Source organism: Kibdelosporangium banguiense (genome assembly GCF_017876405.1).
GTDB lineage: Bacteria > Actinomycetota > Actinomycetes > Mycobacteriales > Pseudonocardiaceae > Kibdelosporangium > Kibdelosporangium banguiense.
This window is the reverse complement of record NZ_JAGINW010000001.1, coordinates 6804974-6830594: the sequence shown is the minus strand read 5'-3', so window position 1 is coordinate 6830594 and position 25621 is coordinate 6804974. Positions and strand designations below refer to the sequence as shown.

General features: G+C 66.8%; 24 protein-coding genes. 14 read left to right on the top strand and 10 right to left on the bottom strand.

All coding sequences use genetic code 11. From position 1 onward, the window contains the following. Positions 1–81: 81 nt before the first annotated feature. A complete protein-coding gene (locus JOF56_RS31720; RefSeq protein ID WP_209643132.1) occupies positions 82–909 on the bottom strand; it encodes an NAD(P)H-binding protein in 828 nt (275 codons plus the stop codon). 192 nt (positions 910–1101) lie between these two features. Here JOF56_RS31720 and JOF56_RS31715 point away from each other — a divergent pair, with 192 nt between their 5' ends. Then, positions 1102–2184 carry a ScyD/ScyE family protein gene (locus JOF56_RS31715; protein WP_245378476.1) on the top strand — a complete coding sequence of 361 codons (1083 nt, stop codon included), beginning with the start codon at positions 1102–1104 and terminating at the stop codon, positions 2182–2184. Between the two features lie 52 nt (positions 2185–2236). Here the strand turns inward: JOF56_RS31715 and JOF56_RS31710 are convergent, their stop codons facing one another. Then, complete coding sequence (locus JOF56_RS31710) at positions 2237–2869, bottom strand: TetR/AcrR family transcriptional regulator (RefSeq protein WP_209643131.1); 633 nt, start codon at positions 2867–2869, stop codon at positions 2237–2239. 94 nt (positions 2870–2963) lie between these two features. Here JOF56_RS31710 and JOF56_RS31705 point away from each other — a divergent pair, with 94 nt between their 5' ends. The 3 genes from JOF56_RS31705 (at position 2964) to JOF56_RS31695 (ending at position 5147) form a co-directional block, all read left to right on the top strand. Further along, positions 2964–3701 (top strand): NADPH-dependent F420 reductase, encoded by a 738-nt coding sequence (locus tag JOF56_RS31705; RefSeq protein ID WP_209643130.1) that lies wholly within the window; start codon positions 2964–2966, stop codon positions 3699–3701. A 9-nt stretch (positions 3702–3710) separates the two neighbouring features. Then, positions 3711–4169 carry an SRPBCC family protein gene (locus JOF56_RS31700; RefSeq protein ID WP_209643129.1) on the top strand — a complete coding sequence of 153 codons (459 nt, stop codon included), beginning with the start codon at positions 3711–3713 and terminating at the stop codon, positions 4167–4169. A gap of 117 nt (positions 4170–4286) precedes the next feature. After that, on the top strand, positions 4287–5147 hold the full coding sequence (locus JOF56_RS31695; protein ID WP_209643128.1) for a M48 family metalloprotease: 861 nt from the start codon (positions 4287–4289) through the stop codon (positions 5145–5147). Between the two features lie 27 nt (positions 5148–5174). On the opposite strand, the gene JOF56_RS31690 is transcribed toward JOF56_RS31695, so the two are convergent. Continuing rightward, the gene (locus JOF56_RS31690; protein WP_209643127.1) at positions 5175–5687 is read right to left on the bottom strand and encodes a VOC family protein; all 513 of its coding nucleotides are present in this window, start codon (positions 5685–5687) and stop codon (positions 5175–5177) included. A 429-nt stretch (positions 5688–6116) separates the two neighbouring features. Here JOF56_RS31690 and JOF56_RS31685 point away from each other — a divergent pair, with 429 nt between their 5' ends. Together JOF56_RS31685 and JOF56_RS31680 are read left to right on the top strand one after the other, a co-directional pair. Then, positions 6117–9278, top strand: a complete 3162-nt coding sequence (locus JOF56_RS31685) for a family 43 glycosylhydrolase (RefSeq protein ID WP_209643126.1) — start codon at positions 6117–6119, stop codon at positions 9276–9278. 17 nt (positions 9279–9295) lie between these two features. After that, complete coding sequence (locus JOF56_RS31680) at positions 9296–10360, top strand: aldose epimerase family protein (protein ID WP_209643125.1); 1065 nt, start codon at positions 9296–9298, stop codon at positions 10358–10360. Here JOF56_RS31680 and JOF56_RS31675 read toward each other — a convergent pair. Next, the gene (locus JOF56_RS31675; RefSeq protein WP_209643124.1) at positions 10357–11097 is read right to left on the bottom strand and encodes a maleylpyruvate isomerase family mycothiol-dependent enzyme; all 741 of its coding nucleotides are present in this window, start codon (positions 11095–11097) and stop codon (positions 10357–10359) included. The genes JOF56_RS31680 and JOF56_RS31675 overlap by 4 nt on opposite strands. Before the next feature lie 4 nt (positions 11098–11101). Then, on the bottom strand, positions 11102–11698 hold the full coding sequence (locus tag JOF56_RS31670; RefSeq protein ID WP_209643123.1) for a TetR/AcrR family transcriptional regulator: 597 nt from the start codon (positions 11696–11698) through the stop codon (positions 11102–11104). Between the two features lie 47 nt (positions 11699–11745). Here JOF56_RS31670 and JOF56_RS31665 point away from each other — a divergent pair, with 47 nt between their 5' ends. Then, positions 11746–13209 (top strand): FAD-dependent monooxygenase, encoded by a 1464-nt coding sequence (locus tag JOF56_RS31665; RefSeq protein ID WP_209643122.1) that lies wholly within the window; start codon positions 11746–11748, stop codon positions 13207–13209. A gap of 408 nt (positions 13210–13617) precedes the next feature. Here the strand turns inward: JOF56_RS31665 and JOF56_RS31660 are convergent, their stop codons facing one another. Then, positions 13618–14091, bottom strand: a complete 474-nt coding sequence (locus JOF56_RS31660) for a MarR family winged helix-turn-helix transcriptional regulator (RefSeq protein WP_209643121.1) — start codon at positions 14089–14091, stop codon at positions 13618–13620. 119 nt (positions 14092–14210) lie between these two features. On the opposite strand from JOF56_RS31660, the gene JOF56_RS31655 reads away from it, so the two are divergent. From JOF56_RS31655 to JOF56_RS31645, 3 genes are all read left to right on the top strand, one after another. Then, positions 14211–15674 (top strand): aldehyde dehydrogenase family protein, encoded by a 1464-nt coding sequence (locus JOF56_RS31655; RefSeq protein ID WP_209643120.1) that lies wholly within the window; start codon positions 14211–14213, stop codon positions 15672–15674. A 13-nt stretch (positions 15675–15687) separates the two neighbouring features. After that, entirely contained in the window at positions 15688–16800 is a 1113-nt protein-coding gene (locus tag JOF56_RS31650; RefSeq protein ID WP_209643119.1) for an NAD(P)-dependent alcohol dehydrogenase, read from the top strand. A 105-nt stretch (positions 16801–16905) separates the two neighbouring features. Next, complete coding sequence (locus JOF56_RS31645; RefSeq protein WP_209643118.1) at positions 16906–18222, top strand: prolyl oligopeptidase family serine peptidase; 1317 nt, start codon at positions 16906–16908, stop codon at positions 18220–18222. On the opposite strand, the gene JOF56_RS31640 is transcribed toward JOF56_RS31645, so the two are convergent. Genes JOF56_RS31640 through JOF56_RS31630 form a run of 3 tightly spaced genes read right to left on the bottom strand, consistent with a single transcriptional unit; the run spans position 18188 to position 21083 of the window. Then, positions 18188–18517, bottom strand: coding sequence for an AtuA-related protein (locus tag JOF56_RS31640; RefSeq protein ID WP_209643117.1), 330 nt, complete (start codon positions 18515–18517; stop codon positions 18188–18190). The two genes, JOF56_RS31645 and JOF56_RS31640, sit on opposite strands and share 35 nt — an antisense overlap. Beyond that, positions 18501–19790: an acyclic terpene utilization AtuA family protein gene (locus JOF56_RS31635; RefSeq protein ID WP_209643116.1), complete on the bottom strand. Its 1290-nt coding sequence runs from the start codon at positions 19788–19790 to the stop codon at positions 18501–18503. Before JOF56_RS31635 ends, JOF56_RS31640 begins: the two co-directional genes overlap by 17 nt. Positions 19791–19805: 15 nt before the next feature. Next, positions 19806–21083 (bottom strand): CitMHS family transporter, encoded by a 1278-nt coding sequence (locus tag JOF56_RS31630; RefSeq protein WP_209643115.1) that lies wholly within the window; start codon positions 21081–21083, stop codon positions 19806–19808. A gap of 82 nt (positions 21084–21165) precedes the next feature. Here JOF56_RS31630 and JOF56_RS31625 point away from each other — a divergent pair, with 82 nt between their 5' ends. Next, entirely contained in the window at positions 21166–22110 is a 945-nt protein-coding gene (locus JOF56_RS31625; RefSeq protein ID WP_209643114.1) for a LysR family transcriptional regulator, read from the top strand. Here JOF56_RS31625 and JOF56_RS31620 read toward each other — a convergent pair. Then, positions 22065–23489 carry an AMP-binding protein gene (locus tag JOF56_RS31620; protein ID WP_209643113.1) on the bottom strand — a complete coding sequence of 475 codons (1425 nt, stop codon included), beginning with the start codon at positions 23487–23489 and terminating at the stop codon, positions 22065–22067. The two genes, JOF56_RS31625 and JOF56_RS31620, sit on opposite strands and share 46 nt — an antisense overlap. An 88-nt stretch (positions 23490–23577) precedes the next feature. Between JOF56_RS31620 and JOF56_RS31615 the strand changes: the two genes are divergently transcribed. The 3 genes from JOF56_RS31615 to JOF56_RS31605 all read left to right on the top strand — a co-directional run bounded on the left by JOF56_RS31615 (position 23578) and on the right by JOF56_RS31605 (position 25621). Beyond that, the gene (locus JOF56_RS31615) at positions 23578–24261 is read left to right on the top strand and encodes a TetR/AcrR family transcriptional regulator (protein ID WP_209643112.1); all 684 of its coding nucleotides are present in this window, start codon (positions 23578–23580) and stop codon (positions 24259–24261) included. A 107-nt stretch (positions 24262–24368) separates the two neighbouring features. Then, the gene (locus tag JOF56_RS31610) at positions 24369–25412 is read left to right on the top strand and encodes an aromatic ring-hydroxylating dioxygenase subunit alpha (protein WP_209643111.1); all 1044 of its coding nucleotides are present in this window, start codon (positions 24369–24371) and stop codon (positions 25410–25412) included. Continuing rightward, the gene (locus JOF56_RS31605) at positions 25409–25621 is read left to right on the top strand and encodes a hypothetical protein (protein ID WP_209643110.1); all 213 of its coding nucleotides are present in this window, start codon (positions 25409–25411) and stop codon (positions 25619–25621) included. The genes JOF56_RS31610 and JOF56_RS31605 overlap by 4 nt, the downstream gene beginning before the upstream one ends.

The following is a 25621-nucleotide window of genomic DNA, read 5'->3' as shown; positions in this document are numbered from 1 at the left end:
CGGATACCGCTTGGTTCTCCGAAAGGTAGGGCGGCCACGCAACACAGTCGCAATCCCAGGACTCTCCTCCTGGGAGGCCGATCAGTCCCGCGGGTCCCAGGCACCCGTGAGAGCTGTGGCTTTGGCGTAGTCGGCGAAGTCCCGGGGCTCCCGGCCCAGCGCCTCTTGCACCCCGTCGGCAAGGTAGGCGTTGTGGCCGTCGAGCGTCTCGGCGAACAGACCGGTCAGCAGGTCGGCGAAGTCGACGGGGATGCCGTGCGCGACGGCGCTGGCGCGGTACTCGTCGAGGGTGACCGGCACGTGCCGGATCTCCCTGCCGGTGGCGGCGCTGATCTCCTTGGCGGTGTCGGCGAAGCTGAGCATGCGCGGCCCGGTCACCTCGTAGAGCCTGCCGATGTGCTTGTCGTCGGTGAGTGCGGCGACCACGACGTCGGCGACATCGTCGACGTCGACGAACGGGTCGGGAGTGTCGCCGCCCGGCATGGCGATGACGCCCTCGCGGACGGAGTCGAGCAGGAAACCCTCGCTGAAGTTCTGGCTGAACCAGGCCGCCCGGACAATGGTCCAGTCGGCGCCGCTGTCCTGCAGGACCTGCTCGCAGTGCTGGGCCTCTTTCTCGCCCCGGCCCGACAACATCACCAGCCGGCGGACCCCGCTGCCGATCGCGATCTCGGTGAAGGCGGCGATGTCCTTGGCGGCGCCGGGAAAAGCGATGTCCGGGAAGTAGACGACATAGACCGCGCGAACACCGGCCAAAGCCTCTTCCCAGGTAGTAGGGGCACCCCAGTCGAAACGTGGCGTACTTGTCCGGGAACTGGCCCGTACGTTGATGTTGCGGGCCTGAAGTTGCGATATCACCCTCCGCCCCGTTTTCCCTTTGGGCGTGAGCACCAAGAGTTCTTGAGTCATAACCCCAGTGTGGCACCCCAGGCGGCCACCAACTGTCTCCTGGCATGCCCCATTGCCGGACTGATGGCCCCATGACGGTTTCTGGGGTGTCCAGGGGGTCTGTGTGGGGCGGCCGGACCGGTTATCTGGGTTGCCGCAGCAGATTACACCATCTGTCCTCAATAGACAATCACACCCTGGAAGGGATCCTCCATGATCAGCAGAGCCAGGATGGGACCGGCGATCGGCGCCGCGCTGCTCGTCACCTTGCTCACGCCCGCGGTCGCCTCGGCCCACCAGCGGGTCACCACGATCGCGACCGGCCTGGACAATCCGCGTGGCATGACTTTCGGGCCGGACGGGGCGTTGTACGTCGCCGAAGCAGGCAAAGGCGGCGCCGGGCCGTGTTTCTCAGGCCCCGAGGGCAATGTGTGCTTCGGCCCGTCCGGCGCGATCACCAAGATCAGCCACGGGCGCCAGACCCGTGTGGCGACAGGCCTTCCGTCGCTGGCAGGTCCCGACGGCACGCAGGCCTTCGGCCCCGCGGACGTGGCGACCGTCGGCGGTGCCCTGATCTTCCCCTCCGGCAACGTCATCCCGCCCGCGGCCCGCGGTGGTCTCCCCGGCAGCGGCAAGAACGCCGGATGGCTGCTGTGGGCCGCGGGCCGTAACGTCTTCCCGCTCGCCGACATTTCCGGCTACACCGCCCAGACGCTCCCCGATGGCGGCAACCCGAACTCCGTCACGCTCACACCGAGAGGCGCCGTCGTCACCGACTCAGCCGGCAACTCACTGCTGCGCGTGGCACCCAACGGCACCATTTCCACGCTGGCCACGTTCCCGAGCCAGATGGTCGACGCGCCGCCGTCACTCGGCCTGCCGCCCGGCACCCAGATCCCTTCGGAAGCCGTGCCCACCTCGGCCATCGTCGGCCCGGACGGCGCGTTCTACGTCAGCCAGCTCACCGGCTTCCCCTTCCCGGCGAGCAAGGCCAGCGTGTTCCGGGTCGTTCCGGGCAAGCAGCCGACCGTCGTGGCGACCGGCTTCACCAACGTCATCGACCTCGCCTTCGACCGCCGCGGCTCGCTCTACGTCCTGGAGGTGTCCCACAAAGGCCTGCTCAGCGGTGACCTGACCGGCGCGTTGATCAAGGTCAAGCGGGACGGCACACACCAGGTCGTGAACTCCGGCCTCACCGGACCGGCCGGCCTGCTGATCAAGGACAACGCGGCCTACGTCTCCGACTGCGGCGTCTGCCCCGCAACCGGGACCGTGAAACGAATCCCGCTGCCCTGACCTCTGCGCTGACGACGGCCGGGCAGCGTGGCCCGGCCGTCCCTTGTGGACGTCAGTCAGGATTGGGCCAGCACTTGCCGTTCTTCGGCGCGCGCTGGATCGGCTCCAAGTGCGGCAGAGCGCTGGCCCCGTTGGGAGACAAGGCATCCAGGATGAGTACGACGTAGCGCCGCCACCCATCACTGTGGCGGTCCATGCCCCACAGCACACCGGTCAGCATTCCCATGATCCTGTGCATGTCTTCGGGCGTAAGATCCGCCCGGACAAGGCCCGCCTGTTGCGCGCGTTTCGTGACCAGGGTCAGCGAATCCAGCAGCGGGGCCGTGACCTCCGTGGTGAGCGCGCCGGAGTTGCTCGCGGCGGCGAGGGTGTTCCGCTCGCGGGCGATCATGGCCAGCGTCGCTTCCATCAGGGCGGTGAGGGCGCGCAAGGGGTCGTCGTCTTCGAGCGCCCGGTCGATGGCCGATGACAGATCCTCGGCGATCCCCTGTTCGAGAGCCGCGCGGACAAGCTCCTCCTTGTGAGGGAAACGACGGTAGAGCGTCCGGATGCCCACGCCCGCGTGGCGCGCGATCTCCTCAAGCTGCGCGTCAGGCCCCTGCTCGGCAAAGACCTCACGCGCCGCGCGCAGGATGCGCTCGGCATTGCGTGCGGCGTCAGCCCGCAGATACCGCTCCGTGCTCACCTCCCCAGCATAGCAACCGGCAGTCAGCTGTCAGTTATGCTACCTTGCAACTGACAGCCAACTGTCAGTTCCTGGCTCTCCGCGAAAGGCACCCATGACAAAGACACTCGGTCTCATCGGCACCGGCATGATCGGCAGCGCACTGGCCCGTCTGGCCGTCGCCGCCGGCCTGGACGTCGTCCTGAGCAACTCCCGCAGCCCCCTCACGGACTTCGTCGCCGAACTCGGCGATCACGCACGAGCCGCCACCCCCGCCGAAGCCGCACAGGCAGGTGACCTCGTCGTGGCAACGATCCCCCTGAAGGCCTACAACCAGCTCCCCGCCGCGGCCCTGGCCGGCAAGATCGTGATCGACACGATGAACTACTACCCGCAGCGCGACGGCAACATCGCCGAGCTCGACTCCGCTGAGCTGACCTCCAGCGAACTCGTGCAGCGCCACCTGGCCGACTCCCGCGTGGTCAAGGCGTTCAACAACATCGACTTCCACCGCCTGTCCACCAGCGCCCGGCCCGCAGGCTCCCCCGACCGCAGCGCCCTACCCATCGCGGGCAACGAGACAGACGCCAAAGCAGCAGTGACCATCCTGCTCGACACCCTCGGCTACGACGCAGTCGACGTCGGCACGCTCGCCGACAGCTGGCGAAGCGAACCCGGCACCCCGGTCTACGTCCAGCCCTACTTCACCGCCCCACCCCTCGACGGACTCACCCGCGAAGAGTCCTTCCGCACCTTCCTCGAAACCCCTGGCAATACCGTCCCCACCACCCAGGTCAAAGAACTCGTCGAGAGCACCGTCCGCGGCCCAGCCGGCGGCCACATGCCGTCCTAGAGTGGCTGTATGACGCGCTTTGAGGTGACGACGGCCATCGCAGCGCCCCCGCACCGTGTCTTCGACATCTCCCTGGAGGTCGAGGTACACACCGCGTCGATGGCCGGCTCCAGCGAGCAGGCCATCGACGGCGTCCTCACCGGCGGGATGAAACTCGGCGACACAGTCACCTGGCGGGCAAAGCACTTCGGCCTGTACTGGCGGATGACCTCCCTCATCAGTGCCTACGACCCACCCGGCTACTTCGTCGACGAGCAGCTCAAGGGTCCGTTCAAGCACTGGCACCATGTCCACCACTTCGACCCGGACGCCGACGGCGCAACCATCATGCGCGACATCATCGACTTCACCGCCCCCTTCGGCCCAGCCGGAACAATCGCCGAACGCACAGTGCTCAACTGGCACATGCCCCGCCTCATCCACGCCCGCAACGCTCACGTCAAAGCTGTCGCCGAGTCAGCCCGCTGACTTGCTCAGGCTGTTCGCCGGTGCGGCTGGTCGGTAGATTTCCCTGCGGCATCGCTGTTGCTCGGCCGAGTGGTGCTTCTCGTGAAGGTCCGCCCCGGCACCGCGCGGAGGGACTCGATGAGCAGACGTCTGGACGGTTCCGCGATTCTGGAGATCGTGCTCGCGGTGCCGGTGGTCGTGGGCAGCGTCGGGGTGATGACCCTGATCGGCCGGCTCGTCTGGCCTGAGCAGGCGTGGGTGGTGCCTGTGGGGTGGGGGTTGTGCGGGCTGTTGTTGCTCATCCGGCTGGTCGAGAACGGGCTGGGCTGGGTCATGTTCGGGATGCGCAGGCCGTCGCCGCAGGAGTCGGGCCAACTCGAGCCCTTGTGGCAGAAGGTGTGCCGGAAGGCTTCGGTCGACAGCGACGACTTCCTGTTATGGATTGAGCAATCGCGGGGGCTGAACGCTATGGCGGCAGGCGGGCACATGGTCGCTGTCACCAAAGAGGCGTTACGCCGGCCACCGCACGTCCTGGAGGCCATCCTTGCCCACGAACTGGGGCATCACCTGTCCGGCCATGGCCGGGTCAGTCTGCTCCGTTGGTGGTACGAACTACCCGCCCGGCTCACGTTTCTGGTGGTCAGGTTGCTCGCCTGGTTGTTGCTCACGATTGTGCGCGTGTTCGTCCAGACGCGGGACGGGGTCGACGTGCTGATATCGGCGGTGCTGACACTGGGTTTGCTGATCGGGCTGGCGTTCCTCAATCCTTGGCTGGTCGCGGGTCCGGTACTCAGCCCGGTCATGGCGTGGTCACGCCGGCGGGCCGAGTACCGCGCGGACTGGGCGGCCGCCAGGTTCGGCTACCGCGAGACGCTGATCCGGGAACTGCGGATGTGGCAGGCCGCCCGTGGTGGTGACGTGCGGCCGTGGCTCGTCCGCGTGTTCGCCAGCCATCCGGCCGAGATCGATCGCGTCAACCGGCTGCTGCGGCACGCCTGACTGGATCCACAGTAGACACTCTCGGTGTCACACCCGGGAGATGCCGACTCCACTGCGGGCGTCACGGCCGTACTTGGCGACTTCCCGGTCCAGCTCCAGCCTGCCGATGTTCGCCTTCTTGGCCCGGTCCTCGTCGGTGAGCAGATCGCTGGGGATGATCCAGACCACCTCGAACTCAAGACCGCTGGGATCCTTGGCGTACAACGACTTCGTGGTGCCATGATTGGACGACCCGACCAGCGCGCCCGCCGCGGTCAGCCGCTCAGCGAGATCCACAAGGTCACCAAGAGTGTCAACCTCCCACGCCAGGTGGTACAGCCCGACCGTGCTCTTCCCGGCGCCGGACGGCCCCGCCTCCCCGACCTCGAACAACCCCAGATCATGATCATTGGTCGAGCCCGGCGCACGCAGGAACGCCGCCCCCTGGAACGAGTCCCCGCCGTCGATGTACCCGAACCCCAGCACATCGCGATAGAACGCAACACTCTGCGCCAGATCCCGCACGAACAACACCGCGTGGTTCAACCGAAAAATGGCCATGACATCCCTCTGCCGCCAGCTTGTTGAAATTTCAACCAACGATAGAACGCCGAGCCCCGCCCGTCAAGCCGTCACAGCCCTTGTCGGCAGGTTCACACCCGGTCATACCGGCCGAGGACGAGGACACTCAGAGCCGATTTCTGTTGCGCTGACGCGCTTTGACTTCAAGCGGGCTCGATCTCGCGTGCCGTTCGCCGCTCGGCAACCGGGTCAAGGCCGGCCCGGTCAAGACTTACCCGGCGACGGATCCGATTGATCCGGGTCTCAGACGATCGGCTCTTTTCTTCGGCCGCATCGATAAAGTCACGATTCGGGCTCTTGACCAGCAGGTGCGTCGGCTTCTATCGTCAGCGTACCCTCCGGGATGTTAACGCTAACATAACGTCCGCTCAGCCGACGGAACGTGCGGTCCGAAGAAAGACGACAACAATGAGGTTGTTCTCACCACGCCGTTTGGGCGTCGTCCTGGCCGTTGTGGCCGCGCTTGTCCCTTTGTCCGGTGCGGGTGCCGGCGCGATGCCACATGCCGCTGTCGAGACTGAGGCGGACTCCCCCGTGCGGAGCGCGGCGGACACGTTATCTGTGCCCAACATCGAGGATGTCCGTGGGAACCTCACGCTGCCGACCACCGGCGCGAACGGCACGACCATCGCGTGGACGTCGTCTCATCCCAAGGTGATCACCCCGACGGGTGAGGTCACCCGCCCGGCCGCGGGTGGCAAGCCCGCCAAGGTTCTCCTGACTGCGAAGGTCAGTCTTGGGCGGCAGAGCAGCACACGCCGGTTCACCGCCACTGTCGTTCCCGCTCCGGTCAAGCAACCGTTGGCGGGCTATGGTTTCTACTACTTCACCGGTGAGGGCAGCGCGAACGGCGAGCAGATCTACGCCGCCGCCAGCCGGGGCAACAACCCGCTGGACTTCGCCGAGCTCAACAACGGCCAGCCGGTCCTCAAGTCGAGCCTGGGCCAGATGGGCGTGCGCGATCCGTTCATCATGCGCTCCCCCGACGGCGACAGGTTCTATCTGCTGGCCACCGATCTGAAGATCAACGGCGGCCGCGGCTGGGATGTCGAGCAGCGCCAGGGCAGCCGGTCGATCATGATCTGGGAGTCCACGGACCTCGCGCACTGGTCGCAGCAGCGCAGTGTCGAGGTCTCCCCGCCCACCGCAGGCAACACCTGGGCGCCGGAAGCCTTCTGGGACGCCAAACGCGGCACCTACGTCGTCTACTGGGCGTCCAAACTGTACGCCGAGAGCGACCCCGGCCACACCGGTGACAGCTACAACCGGATGATGTACGCCACCACCCGGGACTTCGTCACCTTCAGCGCGCCCAAGGTGTGGATCGACCCGGGTTACTCGGTGATCGACTCCACGGTCATCGAGGACAAGGGCACCTACTACCGGTTCACCAAGGACGAGCGCAACAACAGCTCCTCCTCGCCCTGCAGCAAGTACATCCTGGAGCAGAAGGCCACGGACCTGCTGGACCCGAACTACGCATTCGTCGCCGAGTGCATCGGCAAGGCCACCCCGACCAGCCCCGGCCTGTCCGCGGGTGAGGGCCCGACCGGGTTCAAGTCCAACACCGAGAACAAGTGGTACCTGTTCATCGACGAGTACGGCGGCCGCGGCTACGTCCCGTTCGAGACCACTGACCTCGCCTCCGGCAAGTGGACCATGTCCACCGGTGCGCACCTGCCCGCGTCCCCGCGCCACGGCACGGTTCTCCCGCTCACCCAGGCCGAGCTGAACCGGCTGACCGCGCCGCCCGCGCCGGTCAAGGCCGACCAGAAGGGTCTTGTCGCGCACTGGCCGCTCAACGCCAAGTCCGGCCTGGTGGCGGCCGACGCGACCGGTCACGGCTACGACGGCGTGCTGGCCGGTGACGTGAGCTGGGCCGACGGTTCGCTGTCCTTCGGCGGCAAGAACGGCCACGTGCAGCTGCCGAACAACATGCTGACCGGCGCGAACGCGGCGACGATGTCCATCGACGTCCTGGTCGACCCGAACCAGCCAACGCCTTACTTCCTCTACGGTTTGGGCAACACCGCACCGAATGGCTGGGGAAACGGTTACCTGTTCGCCACAGGCACCTCGTCGGGCGGCTTCCGCGGGGCGATCGCAAGCGGTAACTGGAGCACCGAGCAGCAGGCCGCGGCCACTGGCGGGCTGCCACAGGGGCTCTGGAAGAACGTGACCCTGACGGTGGGCAACGGTGTGGCCGTGCTGTACCTGGACGGCATCGAGGTCGGGCGCAACAACAACGCAACGATCAAGCCGTCGGACATCGGCGGTGGCGTGACCGCGGCGAACTACCTGGGCCGCTCGGTCTATGCCGGGGACAGGTACCTCACCGGCAAGATGAAGGACGTCCGGCTCTACAACAGGGCGCTCACCGGGTCCGAGGTCGCGGCGCTGCCGTCGAACGGCACGGTGATCCGGTCGGTGGAACTGGACTCCCTCAAGACCCCGGCCGTGATCGACTCCGGGGCGGGCACCGTGGTGCTGCCTGTCAAGCCGGGCACCGATCTGCGCCGGCTCGCGCCGAAGTTCGGCCTGGCCCCGGGTGCGACCATCAAGCCGGACAGCGGCCGGACGGTGAACCTGACCAAGCCGCAGAAGTACACTGTGACCGGTCCGGACAGCACTCGTCGCGAGTGGACAGTCGAGGCACACGAGGTGCGCAGCCCGGTCCTTTCAGGACTGAACGCCGACCCGAACATCATCGCGTTCGGTGACACGTACTACATGTACCCGACCACCGACGGTTTCCCGGGCTGGAGCGGCACCAAGTTCTCGGCGTGGTCGTCGAAGAACCTCGTCGACTGGACCGACCAGGGTGTCATCCTCGACCTCGGTCCCGGCGTGAGCTGGGCCGACAAGAACGCCTGGGCGCCGACGATCGCCGAGCGCAACGGCAAGTACTACTTCTACTTCTGTGCCGAGGGCAAGATCGGCGTCGCGGTGGGCAACTCGCCGACCGGCCCGTTCGTCGACTCCGGCAAGCCGCTGATCGCCAAGAACCCCGGCAACGACGGCGGCCAGGCGATCGACCCGGCTGTGTTCATCGACCGCTCCGGACAGCCGTACCTGTACTGGGGCAACGGAAACGCCTATGTCGTGCCGCTGAACAACGACATGGTCTCCTACGACCCGGCCAAGATCACCAAGATCAACGGCCTGGCCGACTTCCGTGAGGGCCTGTTCATGGTGGAACGGCGTGGCACCTACTACCTGAGCTACTCGATCGACGACACCCGCAGCGAGAACTATCGCGTCGGGTACGCCACGGGGACCAGCCCGACCGGTCCGTTCACCAACCGCGGCCTGATCCTGAGCAAGGACACCAAACTCGGCGTCAAAGCCACCGGCCACAGTTCGATGCTGCGGGTGCCTGGCACCGACGACTGGTACATCGCGTATCACCGTTTCGCCATCCCCAACGGGGACGGCATGAACCGCGAGACCACGATCGACAAGCTGACCTTCAACCGTGACGGGTCACTGGCTCCGGTCGTGCCGACCTTGGAAAGTGTTCGTCCCCAACGGATCCGGACCGGGTCCTGCGGCAGCACGCGTTACCTCTGAGACAAGGAGTACGTTCGATGTCCCGATCCGCGCCCGGACTCACGCGGGAGCTCTTCGGCCGGGTCGGTGACACCGACGTGCACAGATACACCCTCGCCTGGCCCGGTGGCCTTACCGTGCGCTTGCTCGACTACGGCGGCGTGATCCAGTCCCTGGATGCGCCCGACCGCCAGGGCAAGCCTGGCAACGTAGTGCTCGGGTTCCCTGCACTCGAGCACTACGTTGCCAACAACCAGCCCGGCGCGGACCGGGTCTTCCTCGGCGCGCTGATCGGCCGTTACGCCAACAGGATCGCCCGCGGCACGTTCACCCTCGACGGAACCGTCCACCAGGTTCCCATCAACAACGGCAAGAACAGCCTGCACGGCGGGCCTGCCGGGTTCGACACAAAGGTGTGGTCGGCAACCGAAGTGGACGACGGCGTGCGGCTCACGCTGGTGAGCCCGGACGGCGACCAGGGTTACCCCGGAACCCTGACCACCGAGGTGACCTACCGCTTGGCCGGGCCCAACCAGCTGAGCATCACCTACCGCGCCACCACCGACGCGCCCACAGTCGTCAACCTGACCAACCACACCTACTGGAACCTGGCCGGCGAGGGCTCCGGCGACATCCACGGCCACACCCTGATGCTCAACGCCGGCAGGTTCTGTCCCACCGACGAGACCCTGATCCCGGTCGGAGACCCCATTCCGGTCGACGGCACCCCGTTCGATTTCCGTCAGGCCACCGAAATCGGTGCCCGCATCGACGATTCCCATCCCCAGCTGGAAATCGGGCACGGTTACGACCACAACTGGGTACTGGACCGAGCGAGCTCCTCGCTTTCCCTTGCAGCACAGGCGTATGAGCCGATCTCCGGCCGCCTGCTGACAATGTGGACAACCGAACCCGGCCTGCAGTTCTACTCGGGCAACTTCCTCGGCCACCCCTACCACCGCGGCGCGGGTTTTGCCCTGGAAGCGCAGCATTTCCCGGACTCCCCCAACCGTCCGGACTTCCCCACCACAACACTGCGTCCAGGCGAAACATACCACCAGGAAACCGTTTTCGAACTGTCCACTTCCGACAAACTCGGCTAGGCGGCGTAGTTGCGGAGTACCCGCAACGCCGCGAAGCCATACGGACCGGTCGCGGTCAAACCGGAGTCCTCAGGCGCGAGCCGCTGCGCGCCCACGCGGCAGAACGCGCCAACGGACCCGGTGATCACCGACTCGGCATCCTCAGGTCCGAACTGCCAGCTCTCACCGGCAGGGCCCGTCAGCTCGGCACGGACCGGCCCTGCCTGCAGACCGGCGATCTCGAAGGCGTACGGCAAGGTCCGATAGCCGAGCCGGGCGATGTGCCGCAGGCGCGCGGTATCCGGGTAAGGGATGCCGAGTGGTTCGGTGATGTCGAGGGCGTGGGCCCAGTGTTCGGCGAGGCGCGTGGTGGCCATGGTGGCGGGGCGCAGTGGGGCGGAGGCCCAAGCGGATGCTTTGTCCGGGTCGGCTGAGCGCAGGGCCTCCATGGACTTGTGCCGCGCGGCCTGCCACCGGGGGTAGACAACATCGGGCCCAGCGCGCTCGGCAGCCACCCAGCGGTCCATGGCTTCGTCGACGCTCAGGCCTTCGCGGTCCGCGGCGAGCCGACCAGGCATGACGGGGGTTCGGGCAATGGTCGCGGACACGGTTTCCTCGGATTGAGCGAGGTGCAGGACCACATCGACCACGCTCCAGCCCGCAGCCGCAGAGGGGCTGGCCCACTGCTCGTCGGTCAGCGTGGCGAAGATGCCGTCCAGGCGATCGTATTCCGCCTGCAGGTCGTCGAATATCTCCACGCGCTCACGCTATCCCGGAAGCGAGCCGGTCGAAGACATGATCGACCGCTTCGATGTGATCCGGGGTGACCTCGGCCGCGCTGCTCCCGGCGAACATCCGGCTGATGGTGGCGGTGTAGACGCTCCGGAAAGCCGCCATGACCAGCGCGGCGGTCAGCTTCGGGTCGGGGTCGATACCCGTGAGCAGGCCGGCGAGATGCTCCTGCAGTTCGTCGGTCGCTTCGCGGGCACGGGCGCGTAGCGCGGGCGAGTTGAGCACCGTCTGCCAGAACACCAGGTACCGATCTTCGAACCCACCGAGCGGGTGATGCTGTTCGGCGAGGCTGACGAACAGGCGGCGCAACGCCTCCACCGGCGTCTGCCCTTCGGCGCGGTCGCGGATCGCGGTGGTCAGCAGCTCGGCGGCCTGCGGGTAGCGGTCGAAGAAGATGTCCTCCTTGCGGGAGAAGTAGTTGAAGACGGTCACCTTCGAGACGCCCGCGGCCTCGGCGACCTCGGCGATCGTCACGTTGTCGAACCCACGCGTCACGAACAGCAGCGTGCCCATGTCGGCAATGCGCTGCCTGGTCTCGGCCTTCTTCCGCTCCCGCAAGGACGTCACGAAGAAAATATACCCGACATAATTTTGAGTCGGGTACAGTTTTAGTCATGGACTACGACGTGATCATCGCCGGAGCCGGGCCGACCGGTCTGATGCTGGCCTGTGAGCTGCGGTTACAAGGGGTGAACGTGGCCGTGCTGGAGCGGCTCGCCGAGCCGGATCCGACGATCAAGGCCGGAGCGATCAACGTTCCCACCGCCGAGGCGTTCCACCGCCGGGGCCTGCTGCCGAGGCTCGCCGCCGCCCAGGAACAGAACATGGGCGTGTTCCGGGCCTTCCTGAAGGGCGGAGCGGCCAAGCCCCCGCCGAAGTTCGCCGGGCACTTCGCGGCGATCTGGCTGTCGGGCGACCTGTTCGACCAGAGCGGCCCGGACTTCCAGGGCCGTGGCCCAGCCGGCGAGATCGGGTTCGTCAACCAGCAGCAGATCGAGGCGATCCTGATCGACTGTGCCGCCGAACTGGGCGTGCAAGTGCGGCGCGGCACCGAGTTGACAGGTTTCGACACCTCAGAAGACGGCGTCACCGTGCACACAGACAGCGAGAAGCTCACCGCGGGCTGGCTGGTCGGCTGCGACGGCGGCCGAAGCCTGGTCCGCAAACTGGCCGGCTTCGAATTCCCCGGAACACCGCCTGAGATCACCGGCCACCAGGCAATCGTGGAAATGGAAGGCGCGGAAGCCCTAAGCCGCGGCTGGACGACAACGCCGACTGGAATCTACGCCCACGGCCCCACCCCCGGCCGAATCCTGACCGTCGAGTTCGACGGCCCGCCCGCCGACCGAGACACCCCGATAACGGCGGAAGAACTGGAAAAGAGCCTCCGCGCAGTGTCCGGTGTGGACGTCCGGGTGACGGCGGTGAAGTCGGCGACCCGCTTCACCGACAACGCCCGCCAAGCGAGCACGTACCGCCTCGGCCGCGTGCTGCTGGCCGGGGACGCCGCCCACGTCCACTCCCCCTTCGGCGGCCAGGGCCTGAACCTGGGCATCGGCGACGCGGTCAACCTCGGCTGGAAACTGGCGGCGAAAATCAACGGCTGGGGCACAGAAACCCTGCTGGACACATACACAACGGAGCGCCACCCAATCGGCGCATGGGTACTGGACTGGACCCGCGCCCAAATAGCCCTGATGCGCCCCGACTCCCACGCCAGAGCACTACGCGCCATAGTCACCGAACTAACCGAAACAACAACAGGCACAACCTACTTCGCCAGAATGATCTCCGGTGTCTGGCAGCGCTACAAGCTCCCAGGCAACCACCCCCTCATCGGCCGCAGCGCCCCAGACCTGGCCTTGGACAAGCACATGACCGACGGCAAGGGCCTGCTGATCGATCAGGGCGGACTGCCATCCGATGTGGACTTCCCCACAGACCGGGTACATGTCATCCAAGGCAAAACAGATCAAGACCTCCCATCCCTCCTCATCCGACCAGACGGAGTCGTAGCATGGGCAGGCGGCGAAGGTCTCCAAGAAGCCCTCACAACATGGTTCGCCCCAACCCAGTAGACAAACTGACGGCGCCCCTCGGCCCCCCGATATCCAGCCTACCGATGAGGTCCGGCAGTTTTCGCGCGCCCAGGATCGAACAGCGCAAGTTGTCCACATTGGGCGCCAGAAGAAGCCCTGGCCAGGGTCTCCCCGACAGATGAGACGGTTACCGAGTCAGGAGTCTAGCGAGGCCGGTCAGCGCTCCGGCTGGGAAAGAGCGCCGGTCGGCGGGAAGAAGCTCCTGGCGGGCCCGGTTAGCGCCCCCGGTCGCGAACCCGGCCCCGGTTACCGAGCCATAGAAGAGAAAAACGCGCCAGCGCAACAGAAATCCGCTCTGAGTGTCCTCATCTGAGGGAGGTTTGCCCGCCCGGCAGGGCATATCTCTCAGAAGAAAAGGAGCCGCACTCACAGGGGGAGAGAAGCACCCTACTGAGGAGGTTCAACAGCCAGCGCAGCGCGACACCGATTGAGAAAGTCGGCGAAAGCCTCCCGCTCACCAAGATCCAGATCCCCCAGCATCTGCTCCTCCAAGGCCCGGATCGCCGGCTCATGAGAAGCCAGCAAGTCGTAACCGGCAGTGGTCAGGCCAAGAAGCAGCCGCCGACGGTTGGCAGGATCGCGTTCGCGAGTGATCAGCCCACGCCGTTCCAGGGACATAACGAGATCGGCCATCGCCTGAGGCGTGACGAAGGAGTTACGGGCGAGCTCGGCCGAGGAGAGTCCTTCGCGACGCTGCAGCACGGTCAAGGCGGTGTATTGCAGCGCGGTGACGCCGGAAGGTTTGAGTAGGTCGTCGAGGTGGGCGCGGACCACCAGTTCGACCTGCTTGATCGCGTAGAGCAGTGACGGCCGGGCTTGCTGGCGTTGCTTGAGCAGGCGCCCGGCGTCGGTGTTGGTCATGGTCAGCACTATAGGGCAGGAAGCCTGTTGATCCACTTGATCTGGCCCCGGAAACGGGTCTCGTCAATTGACAGGAATCCTGATAATCTCCGCCGCACGCACCAACGGAGGTAGCTGCCATGACCACTGTGGATGACCGTGTCAGACCGGAGCTTGGCCCGGGCGGGCTGTTCATAGCCGGTCGGTGGCGGGAACGCGCGGAACGCCGGGACGTGATCGACCCGTCCACCGGCGATGTGGTGACGACTGTCGCCGAGGCGACGGCTGACGATGTGAATGACGCCGTCGCAGCCGCCCGTGCCGCGTTCGATGATGGGCCGTGGGCTCGGACTCCGGGCCGGGAACGCGCTCGTGTTCTGCACCGGGTCGCCGATCTCATCCGCAGCCGGGCCGATGAGCTCGTCGCGACCGAGAGTGTGGACGTCGGCAAGCCCGTGACTCTGTGCCGGGCAGTGGATGTGGAGACCATCGCCGAGCAGTACGAGTACTACTCGGCCTTGGCTCAGTCGCTGGATGGGGCCACGCGTCAGATTCCGATTCCCTCGCACGCCTATACCGCGCGGGAGCCGCTTGGTGTGGTCGGCGCGATCACGCCATTCAACTTCCCGCTCATCCTGAGCTCGTCGAAGATCGCGCCGGCGTTGGCGACGGGCAACGCGATTGTGCACAAACCGGCCGAGGACACTCCGCTGAGCGCCCTGCTGATGGCCGAGATCCTCACTGAGGCCGGCGTCCCGGCAGGCGTGATCAACGTGGTGACCGGCAGCGGCGCGGTGGCCGGGGACGCCCTGCTGCGCCACCCCGGCGTGGACAAGATCGCCTTCACCGGGTCCACCAAGGTCGGCAGGTACGCCGCTCAGGTCGCGGGCGAGTCGCTCAAGCCGATCACGCTCGAACTCGGCGGCAACGCCGCCCACATCATCTTCGAGGACGCCGACCTCGACAAAGCGATCGGCGCGACGATCAAGGCGTTCGTCTTCAACTCCGGCCAGTTCTGCATGGCCGGCCCACGCCTGCTGGTCGCGGAACCGTTGTACGACACCGTTCTCGGCATCCTCGCCCAGGCAGTCCCCGGCGTCCCCGTCGGCGACCCGTTCGACGAGTCCACAGTGGTCGGTCCAATGGCCGGCGAACGGCACCTCGCCAAAGCGCAGGAGTACATCGCGCTCGCCCGTGCCGAAGGCGCCAGGGTGGTCGCCGGTGGCGAGCGGCTCGATTCGCCCGGTTTCTACCTGCAGCCCACCGTACTCGCCGGCCTGCCCGCGGATTCTCGCGTGATACAAGAGGAAATCTTCGGACCTGTCCTGACCGTCCAGTCGTTCCGGGACGAGGAAGAAGCCATCGCATTGGCCAACAGCACGCCATACGGCCTCGCAGCAGGGTTGCAGACCGAGAATGTCGCCCGCGCGCACGGAGTGGCCGCTCGTCTGCACGCAGGCATCGTCTGGGTGAACGACTGGGCGATGCTCGACCCGGCGATCCCGTTCGGCGGCGTGAAGCAGTCCGGTCACGGCCGCGAGTACGGCCCCGAGGCGCTCGACGCCTACACCAGAACCAAATCCGTCGTCATCTCCCTTGCCTGAGGACTGAGGCGCCATGACCACAACCACTGCCGCGGCCGTCGTCGAGACAGCCGGATCCGGATTCGCCCTGACCGAGGTCGAACTGGCCGAACCACGCGCCGACGAGGTCCTCGTCCGCATGGTCGCGGCCGGGATATGCCACACCGACCTGACCATTGCCAGCGGCGGCTTACCTTTCCCGCTGCCGGGCGTCCTCGGCCATGAGGGCGCGGGCGTCATCGAGGCGGTCGGCGCCGCGGTCACCCGCGTCCAGCCGGGCGATCACGTCCTGCTCAGCTACACCTCTTGCGGCCGTTGCGAAAACTGCCACGAAGGACACCCCGCGTACTGCGAGACCTGGGTTCCTGCCAACCTGATCGGCGGCGCACGCCTGGACGGCACGTCCCCCATCTCACGCGACGGGCAGAACATCGGCGGCCATTTCTTCGGCCAGTCCAGCTTCGCACGGCACGCCATCGCCGACGAACGAAGTGTTGTCCGGGTGGACGCCGACGCTCCGCTGGAGGATCTGGCGCCCCTCGGCTGCGGCGTGGTGACGGGCGTCGGTGCGGTGTGGAACGTGCTCGAACCACGACCGGGCTCCACACTGCTCATCACCGGCGCGGGCGCAGTCGGCCTGTCCGCTGTCATGGCCGCGGCGATGACTCCTGTGGGACGAATCATCGTCGTCGACCGTGTCGCCTCACGGTTGGCGCTCGCTCGTGAACTCGGCGCGACGCACACGATCGACACCAGCGACACCGACTTCCAGAGCGAGATCAGCCGGTTGACGCACGACCGCGGAGCCGACGGCGTCATCGAGACCACCGGAAACGTCGATGTGCTGGGCGCGGCCATATCCAGCCTCGCCGCGCGTGGCACCGCTGTGATCGTCGGCGCTCCCGCGTTCGGCACACAGGTGCCGATCGACGTCAACTTCATGCTGTCCGGCCGTCGCGTCACCGGGCTCACGCTCGGCGACGCGGAGACCCAGACTCTTGTGCCGGAACTGGTCAGCCTCGTCGCCCGCGGCCGGCTGCCGGTCCGGAAACTGATCAGGCACTACAAGTTCGAGGAGATCGCCCAAGCGGTAAGCGATGTGACGTCCGGCGACACGATCAAGCCGGTCCTCAGATTCGCCTCCTGATCAATGCTCCTGACGCATCAATGCATCGGACATTGATGGTGGACCGGGGACAGCGCGCGCCGACACACTCATGATGAACCACGCTCGACGACGAGACGAGGGCTCATGAGCCGGATCAGCAGACGCGCAGCGCTCTCCCTGGCCGCAGGAGCGGTCGCCACGCCGGTTGCCGGCACGGTAACCGTTGCCGCGACGCAAGAAGAGCGATCCGGCCGCAACCGGGTCGTCCGAGCCGATCTCATCACCGCGGTGATGCCGAGCGACAACTGGCGCGTGATCGCGGTCGCCATCCGGTACGCCCACCGCATCGACTTGCGCGGTGGGCAAATCCCGTCGTCGGCTTTCCAGGTCGCCGCGACCATCAACCGGGAGACCGCGTCCCGGACCGTGACCCGGGCCTATACGAACACCGCGGCCGAGGTTTCCGATCGCGGCCGTCCGGGCGAGTATCTGATCATCGAGTTGGATCCGCGTGACGCCAACGCCCGTGCCGCGGGCGCCGACCCGCTTCCGCTCGATCGGGCGTATGCGATCCGGCAGGTGACAGACCTGCCGGAGCTGCCCGCGAGCCCGTTCGCGATCCGCAACGACGGCATGATCAACCCCGTGGTCGACGACTTCTGCGCGGGCTCGTTCACCGATTCCACCGGCTTCGAGATCGACTTCCGGTTGTATGAGCCCACCGGCCCCGGCCGGTATCCGCTTGTCATCACGCTGCACGGCGGTGGCGAGGTCGCCGACAACAACATGACCCAGCTGACGGGCAACCGGATCGCGGTCACGTTCGCCAAACCGGACCGTCAGCGCAGGCACCCGGCGTTCGTGCTGGCGCCACAGGTTCCGTTGCCGCGCCCGATGGAAGGGCCTGATGGCACCGACTGGACCGACGCACGCGTCCAGGCAGCCACCGTCGGACTCATCGACACGTTCATCGCGAAGTACCCCGTCGACACCGACCGGATCTACCTTGTCGGCCTGTCGTCCGGCGGCCGCGGCATCCTCAACCTGCTGCCCAAGCACCCCGGCAAGTTCGCCGCGGCCATCCCGACCGCGGGCTGGGGCGATCCATCCACAATAGACAAGATCACCCACATCCCCTTGTGGGCGGACCATTCGATCGACGACCAGGTCGTGCCCTACAAGGAGGGCCGGTTCGGCAAGCCGGGCACGTGGACGCTGATGAACGCCCTGGAGGCCGCCGGCGCGAAGGTGACCCGCGGCGAATGGGCCAACAACCTGCCGGAAGCGGAGTTCGAGGCGCGGTCGCGGGCACTGCTGCGCGAAGCCCGGGCGAAGGGCAGCCACGTGCTGTTCACCAGCTACTCGCCTGGGACGACGCCGGTGAACCCGCACCTCGCGTGGGCCCAGACCTACGAGAACGACGTGGTCATCGACTGGCTTTTCGCCCAGTCCCGTCGATAGGCAACGAAAGCAGCCGGGAGCTCAGCGATTTGCCGTGTGTGTCCAGCGCGAGCGATGTCGTCACGCCACCGTCGACCACCTGGTGGCACACGAAGTGCAGCGCCGACAGGTTCGGCAGTTCGTGACGTATCACGTCTCCGGCAACGAACTCCGCCAAGTGCTCACGGACTCGTTGTGCGGTGACCTCGCGCAGCAGCAACGGATACATCCGGTCGTCGTAGGGAAACACTGACAGCGTGGCCACATTCCCTTTGTCCCCGGCCCGGCAGTGGGCGATCTCATGGAGCAACGGCATGTCCGGCCTCCAACAGCGTGACGGCGGGACGCACCCGCTCCCGGGGGATCAGCGCCGAAACGATCCCGATCACCTCACCGATGTGCACCCTGACCCCGCCGCCACCGGCAGGACCGTTGGTGTACAACGATTCGACCTCATCGCCGACCCGCGTGAGCAACTCGCTGTCCCGGCTGATCGCGGCCACCCGGAGCCGGGAGTCGGTCTCGCCGCCGCGAACCTCTGCACGCATCGGCACACCGGCGAGCCGGGCGCTGACGATCTCACCGGCAAGCGCGGCACGCCGAGCCGCGTTCGGGCCCACGTAGGAGATCTCGGCCTCGACCTTCTCCCCCGCCCGGTAGCCGACGCTCACCTTGAGCTCGTCCGGCCTCGGTTTGCCGAGCGCACCAGCGACCCGCACTCCCCCGGGATGCTCGTCGACAGTGACCCCACGCACGTCGAGCAGCACGTCAGGCGTCCGGTAAGCGGCCGGATCGGTGATCTCGTACAGCAACTGCTCCCGCACGGTCGCACGCGACAGCAAACCGCCGGTATCGGGCAGCTTCCCGAGTTCCGCCGACCCGTCCGCGGCCACGTCGGCGAACGGAAAGCCAAGATCCGCCAGGCCGGGTACGTCCTGGTAGCCGGGATCTGCGAAGTAGCCGCCGGTGAGCTGCCCGGCGCACTCCAGCAGGTGCCCGACGAGGGTGCCCGCGGCGGCGGCCTGAGCATCGTCGAGATCCCAGCCCAGCCGGTGCGCGAGCGGTGCGAGGAACAGCGAGGGGTCGGCGACCCGCCCGGTGATGACGACGTCCGCGTCCGCCTCCAGCACCGGCCAGATCGCGTCCGCGCCCAGGTACGCGTTGGCCGAGACGATCTCGCCGTGCGCACGCAACGGGAGGCCGGTTTCCCAAGCCAGTGCGTCCAGATCGAGTTCGGCGAGCACGTCGTCCCCGGTGACCACCCCGACCTTGGCCGACGAGCCGATCCGATCCAGCAACGCCCTGGTGACGCGACCGGCAGCCAGTGGATTTGCCGCGCCCATATTGGTCAGAACCCGCACGCCGTGGTCAACGGCCAGCGGCAGCAGACGCTCGAACCGGGACGGCAGCCTGCGGTCGTAGCCGGTGCCCGGATCGGCGAGCCGACGCTGGTGGGCGAGCGCGATCGTGCGTTCCCCCAGGCACTCCAGCACCAGATCGGCGAGCCCGCCGCGGCGCAGTAAGTCCTCGGCCGGCTCGATCCGGTCGCCCGAGAACCCCGCTCCACAGCCGATCCTGCTGGTCCGCACTCTTTCCTCCCTGCACTAGAACGAGATCGCGCCTGTGGCCAGCGCGACGACCGTCATCACGATGGTCGTGCCGAACGCCCATTTGAAGATGAACCGCTGGTGCGCGCCGAGCTCGACCCCGCTCATCCCGACCAGGATGAACGTCGACGCGGTCAGCGGGCTCAACGGGAATCCGGTGGTCATCTGGCCGAGGATCGCGGCGGTGCCGACCTCGGCCGCGCTTCCGCCGAACGACGCCGACGTCTCGGCGAGCACTGGCAGCACACCGAAGTAGTAGGCGTCCGGGGTGAACACGAGACTCAGCGGCATGCTCGTGATCGCCACCACGACCGGCAGGATCCCGCCCGCGCCGTCCGGGATGACGCCGGCCAGACTGCGGGCCATCGCCCCGATCATGCCGGTGCCACCGAGGATCCCGGTGAACACCCCGGCCGCGAAGATCATCGTGGTGACCAGGACGACGTTGTTGCCGTGCCGTTCGAACAACTCCTGCTGCTGGCTCCACTTCGGACGGTTGACGATCACCGCGACGACGAACGCGACAACGAAGACGACCTCGAGCTTGGCCAGCTGCGCGAGCAGCACCACAACGAGCGCGAGCGTGAACACCACGTTGAACCAGAAACGGATGCTCTCGATCCGGGTACGTGACTCCGGCTCGGCGACTTCCAGCTCCACCACTCCGAGCCGCTTGCGCTCGGACCGTCCAATCAGGTACGCCGCGACGAGCACCCACACGATTCCAGCCGCCATCGCGGGAATGGCGGGCACGAACACGTCGGAACTGCCTAGTTTCAGCGCCGCCATCGCCCGCGCGGTCGGCCCGCCCCACGGCACCATGTTCATCACACCCGCGCCAAGACAGACCACCCCGGCGAGCACCAGCGGGCGCATGCCCAGCTTGCGGTAGATCGGCAGCAACGCCGAAACCGTGATCAGGAACGTCGAGGCGCCGTCGCCGTCCAACGCGACCAGCAGCGTGAGCACCGCCGTGCCGACCGTGATCTTGAGCGGATCGCCTTTGGCCCAGCGCAACACCCGCGTCACCGCGGGATCGAACAGGCGCGCGTCGACCATCAGGCTGAAGTACAGGACGGCGAACGTGATCATGATGGCCACCGGGGCGACTTTGACCAGGCCGTCGCCGATCAGCGGGCCCAGCCGGCCGCCGAAGCCGGTCACCAGCGCCACCACGACCGGCAGCGCGGTCAGCGCGATCAGCACGGAGACCCGTTTGGACAGCACGGCCGCCAGGAACAGCGCGATGGTGATGAAGCCACTCACGGCGAGCATCGTCGACCTCCTTTGAGTGCACCCCACCTTCCGGCGAATGGCTATCGCGATCAAGCATCAGTATTCGATAGATTGATGAGTCATGCGCATGGATCTGACCGTCCAGCAGTTACGGGTGATCGTCGCGGTGCACGACGCCGGCAGCTTCACCGCGGCGGCCGAGGCACTGCTGCACGCCCAGTCGTCGCTCAGCCGGTCAGTCCTGGAGGTGGAGCGCAGGCTGGGTGTCGCGCTGTTCAAACGCACCACCCGGCGGCTCGAACCCACCGCCGAGGGGCGTGAATTCGTGGCGATCGCCCGCTCGACGCTCGCGACCTTCGACGCGAACCTCCGGCATTTCGCGGGTTTCCTGGACGGTCAGCGCGGCCGGGTCCGGGTGGCCACCCTGCCGTCGCTGGCGGCGATCCTGTTGCCTGCGGTCGTATCCGTCTACCAGAAAGCACATCCCGAGGTCGAGCTGTCCATAGAGGACGCGCTCGCGACCGAGGTACTCGACCGGGTCCGGGCGGGTGTCGTGGACTTCGCGGTCACGGTCGTCTCGGCGGCCACCGACCCGATCGACGATCTGGACGTCACCGCGGTGGCCACCGACCGGTTCTGCTGTGTTTTCCCGCTGGGGCACGCCTTCGAGCAGGCCGACGAGGTGGCTTGGGCGGATCTCGCCGGTGAGGCGTTCATCGCCTTCGACCGTACGACAAGCATCCGCCAGCACCTCGATCTGGCGTTCGCGGAGTCCGGGAGCCAGCCCAGGAACACCATCGAGGCCCGCAACATCAGCGCTGTCGCGGGACTGGTCGCCGCCGGGCTGGGTGTGTCGGCCGTGCCGGGCCTGGTGCTTCCCCTGACCAAGTTCGCCGGATTGGCACACCGTCCGCTGGGAACTCCCCGCGCCGAGCGCCGGATCGCCGTTGTCCGAATCCCGCAGCGGCCGTTGTCCCCAGCGGCCACGGCGTTCAGCACCGCCATCACCGAGGCCAGCCGTCAAGGCCTGGCCCTGCCGCCGGAAACCGCCTGGCTGGCGCGGTGACGAAGCGCGTTCTTGTCGGGTTTGCCCAGCGGAGTCATCGGAAGCTCGGTGACCACGCTGATGGTCATGGAAACGGCCCCGGCACTGGCATGTAACTCGTCGATGGAGCACGACGAGCGGAGAACGACAAAAGCGTGGACGGCCTCGCCTGTGCGCTCGTCCGGAATGCCGACGACTGCTGCCTCGCGAACCGCCGGATGCCTGGTCAGCACGTCCTCGATCGGACCGGCGTAGTGGTTGTGACCATCGACGATGATCATGTCTTTCAACCGGCCCACCAGGTAGAGGTAACCGTCGGCATCGACCCGGCCGAGGTCACCGGTGTGCACCTCGCCCAGGGCAGTGCCGTTCCAGTAACCGGCCATCGCCGAGGGGCTTTGCACGCACACCTCGCCGACCTCACCTGTCGGCGCCACTGTGCCGTCCTCGCGCTTGATCGTGACGGTGACACCAGGAAGCGGACGACCGACCGAGCTCAGCAGTTCAGGGCGATCGGTGAGCCCGGCCGCGTGGTCGGCCATGGTCAACATCGCGATGGCGGGCGCTTCGGTAGTCGCGTAGGTCTGTACGAGGTTCGGCCCGAACCGGGCCAGTGCCTGTCGTAGCCGGGTGGGAGTAATCGGGGCACTGCCGTAGCTGACGAACTTCAACGGACTGAGGTCCGCTCCGACGGCGTCCGCGTGATCAAGCAAGCGATACAGCCACGACGGATACAGGTACGTGATGGCCGCCGTGGCCCGTTCGACGGCGGCCACGAGTTCCGCGGGGTCGAAGCCGTCCAGGATTTCCACAGTCGCACCGAATCGCAGCATGTTCAACGCGGCATCGCCCGAACCGTGCGCGAACGGCGTGGCAAGCAGGAACCGCATTCCTTCTGGCATTTCGGCCGAAGCACCGGCCCAGGCACGCGTCGACGCGCCCAGTTGCGCGTAGGTGCTCGGGACTCCTTTGGGCCGGCCTGTTGTGCCCCCGGTGTACTGAATCCGGGCGATGTCGCCCTCCTGAGCCCGCACTTGCAAGGGATGCTCATCTGCGTCCATCAGGCCGTCGAGCGATGACTCCGTGATCGTCGCCTTGGCCTGCGCGTCGGCCACGATGTACTGCAGGCTGTCCGCGTCTGGGATCACTGACGTGAAGCGCAGCCCGAGCAGGTACGCCGCGAGCCGGACGGCAAACGCTTCAGGGCGGTTTCCGGCAACAAGCACTATGCCGTCACCTCGGCCCAGGCCTTGGCGCTCCAAGGCTCGTGCCGTCCGGTAGACGTCCGACAACAGCTCGCGGTATGTCCGAGTCTCGCCACGGTATGCCAGGGCGATCTTGTCCTCGTGAGCCGCCAGCTGACCGATCGCGCTGGTGACGTACCAGGCTGGTGCACCCATCACTGCTCCCCACAGTAAATCTAATGTCGTTAGATTAATCTACACGCGTTAGATTACGACCGCACCAGCCACGATGACAAGGGGTCGCATGCCTCCGCGCCGAGGTCGCCCGCCGGCGGCCGAACCGAAGCTGCAGGCCGACGTGATCGTTGCCGCCGGGCTCGCCACCCTGCAGGCCGAAGGGCTGGACGGGCTCACCATGAGCCGGGTCGCCGATCGGATCGGCGTGCGGGCCGCGTCGCTGTACTGGCACGTGCGTGACAAGGAGGAGCTTCTCGACCTCATCGCCGACGCGATCGCCGCGGCGTACGACCTCTCGACGCACGTGGATCCCCAGGACTGGCGCGGCAGCCTCGCCGCGATGATGCGCGCGATGCGGCGGCACATGCTTGCCTACCGCGACTCGGCGCGGCTGCTGCTGGGGCGTTTTTCCACAGGGCCAGGTCAGCTCCGCAGCGTCGAAACGATGCTTGGAGTGTTGCGTGGCGCCGGATTTTCCGGCCGTGATGCCTCGTATGCCTTGTTCTTGCTGACAACGTTCATTTCGGGATTCGTCGGCGGTGAGCAGGCGCCGCTGTCCGCCTCGGTGGCCGCCGGACAGTCCGCACGATCCTATTTGGACGATCTGGGAAGCAGGATGGCCGCGCTTGATGCCGAGGAGTTCCCGCACACCGTCGCGCTCGCCGGTGACCTCACCGCGCCCGATCTGGACAGCCGGTTCGAGTTCGCGCTCGACCGCCTTCTCGACGGCATCTCCGTGCTGGCCCAGTAGCGAAGTCGTCTTTCAACTGTTGAAAACAGCCTTTCTCCGGGTGTACGCGCTGACCGATCGTTTTCCCCAGCGCAGCCTTTCCCCACCACCTCGGAGGCATCCGCATCATGACGTTCGTACGCAACCAGTGGTATGTCGCCGCATACAGCCATGAGATCGGGCAGGACCTGTTCGCCCGGACGATCCTGAGTGAGCCCCTGGTGTTCTTCCGCAGCGAGGCGGGTGCTGTCGTGGCGCTGGCCGATCGCTGTGTGCACCGGCGTTATCCGTTGTCGGAGAGCAGGCGTGAAGGCGACACGATCGTCTGCGGTTACCACGGCTTCACCTACGACACCACCGGCACGTGTGTGTCCGTCCCCGGCCAGACACGGATTCCTCGCACCGCGCGAGTCGCGTCCTACCCGGTTGTCGAACGCGATTCCTTTGTGTGGGTATGGATCGGTGACCGCGACCGCGCAGACGAGTCGCTCATTCCGCGGGCGCCGTGGCTGACCGATCCGGCGTACACCACGGTGTGCGGGATGGAACCGCTGGCCGCGCGCTACGAACTGCTGGTGGACAACCTGCTGGACCTCTCGCATGAGACGTACCTGCATGGCGGTTACATCGGGTCGCCCGAGGTGGCCGGGACTCCGATCACGACCGAGGTCGACGAGGACAAGAAGATCATCTATGTCAGCCGGCACATGGCCGACGCCGCGTGCCCGCCGTTCTACGCCAACTCGACCGGCATCCAGGGCCGGATCGTGCGCTGGCAGGACATCGAGTACCACCCGCCGTGCCTGTACCTGCTGCACAGCCGGGTCGCCCCGGTCGGCGTGCTGCCCAATGAGGACGGTTCGGACCCGGACGGCTTCCACGTCGAGGTGGTCTACGCCATCACCCCGGAGACCGAGCACAGCACGCACGACTTCTGGGCTGTGGCAAGGGATTTCGCCCTTGAGGACCAGGAGGTGTCGGACTTCCTGCGGGAGAGCAACCGGACTGTGGTCCTGCAGGACGTCACCGCGCTGGACATCCTGGAACAGGTGATCCAGGCCGAGCCCGAGGGCTACCAGGAGCTGTCGATCAACATCGACACCGGCGGCCTGGCGGCGCGTCGCATTCTCGCCAAGATGGCCGCCGGCACCCCGGCCGAGGCACAGGTATGAGCGAGCGGGTCGCGATGCTCCGCGGCGCCTCTGTGCACCGTATCCACTGGAAGCTGGGTACGGACGTACTGGTCGGGGTCTGCCATTGCGGCGCGGAGCACGAGTCCGAGGACCCGGTGCAGCTGTGGGACTGGCTGCTGGCCCACCCGGTCGGCCACCAGGCCGTCCCGGCACCACCTGTGCGTGTCCCTGTCAGCGCGAACGCGTGA

Coding starts and splice junctions, on each gene's coding strand:
- JOF56_RS31715 (WP_245378476.1), top strand. CDS start 1,102: ATGATCAGCAGAGCCAGGATGGGACCGGCGATCGGCGCCGCGCTGCTC.
- JOF56_RS31610 (WP_209643111.1), top strand. CDS start 24,369: ATGACGTTCGTACGCAACCAGTGGTATGTCGCCGCATACAGCCATGAG.
- JOF56_RS31720 (WP_209643132.1), bottom strand. CDS start 909: ATGACTCAAGAACTCTTGGTGCTCACGCCCAAAGGGAAAACGGGGCGG.
- JOF56_RS31660 (WP_209643121.1), bottom strand. CDS start 14,091: ATGACCAACACCGACGCCGGGCGCCTGCTCAAGCAACGCCAGCAAGCC.
- JOF56_RS31630 (WP_209643115.1), bottom strand. CDS start 21,083: ATGCTCGCCGTGAGTGGCTTCATCACCATCGCGCTGTTCCTGGCGGCC.
- JOF56_RS31620 (WP_209643113.1), bottom strand. CDS start 23,489: ATGGGTGCACCAGCCTGGTACGTCACCAGCGCGATCGGTCAGCTGGCG.
- JOF56_RS31650 (WP_209643119.1), top strand. CDS start 15,688: ATGACCACAACCACTGCCGCGGCCGTCGTCGAGACAGCCGGATCCGGA.
- JOF56_RS31705 (WP_209643130.1), top strand. CDS start 2,964: ATGACAAAGACACTCGGTCTCATCGGCACCGGCATGATCGGCAGCGCA.
- JOF56_RS31625 (WP_209643114.1), top strand. CDS start 21,166: ATGCGCATGGATCTGACCGTCCAGCAGTTACGGGTGATCGTCGCGGTG.
- JOF56_RS31695 (WP_209643128.1), top strand. CDS start 4,287: ATGAGCAGACGTCTGGACGGTTCCGCGATTCTGGAGATCGTGCTCGCG.
- JOF56_RS31645 (WP_209643118.1), top strand. CDS start 16,906: ATGAGCCGGATCAGCAGACGCGCAGCGCTCTCCCTGGCCGCAGGAGCG.
- JOF56_RS31615 (WP_209643112.1), top strand. CDS start 23,578: ATGCCTCCGCGCCGAGGTCGCCCGCCGGCGGCCGAACCGAAGCTGCAG.
- JOF56_RS31640 (WP_209643117.1), bottom strand. CDS start 18,517: ATGCCGTTGCTCCATGAGATCGCCCACTGCCGGGCCGGGGACAAAGGG.
- JOF56_RS31700 (WP_209643129.1), top strand. CDS start 3,711: ATGACGCGCTTTGAGGTGACGACGGCCATCGCAGCGCCCCCGCACCGT.
- JOF56_RS31655 (WP_209643120.1), top strand. CDS start 14,211: ATGACCACTGTGGATGACCGTGTCAGACCGGAGCTTGGCCCGGGCGGG.
- JOF56_RS31665 (WP_209643122.1), top strand. CDS start 11,746: ATGGACTACGACGTGATCATCGCCGGAGCCGGGCCGACCGGTCTGATG.
- JOF56_RS31680 (WP_209643125.1), top strand. CDS start 9,296: ATGTCCCGATCCGCGCCCGGACTCACGCGGGAGCTCTTCGGCCGGGTC.
- JOF56_RS31685 (WP_209643126.1), top strand. CDS start 6,117: ATGAGGTTGTTCTCACCACGCCGTTTGGGCGTCGTCCTGGCCGTTGTG.
- JOF56_RS31690 (WP_209643127.1), bottom strand. CDS start 5,687: ATGGCCATTTTTCGGTTGAACCACGCGGTGTTGTTCGTGCGGGATCTG.
- JOF56_RS31605 (WP_209643110.1), top strand. CDS start 25,409: ATGAGCGAGCGGGTCGCGATGCTCCGCGGCGCCTCTGTGCACCGTATC.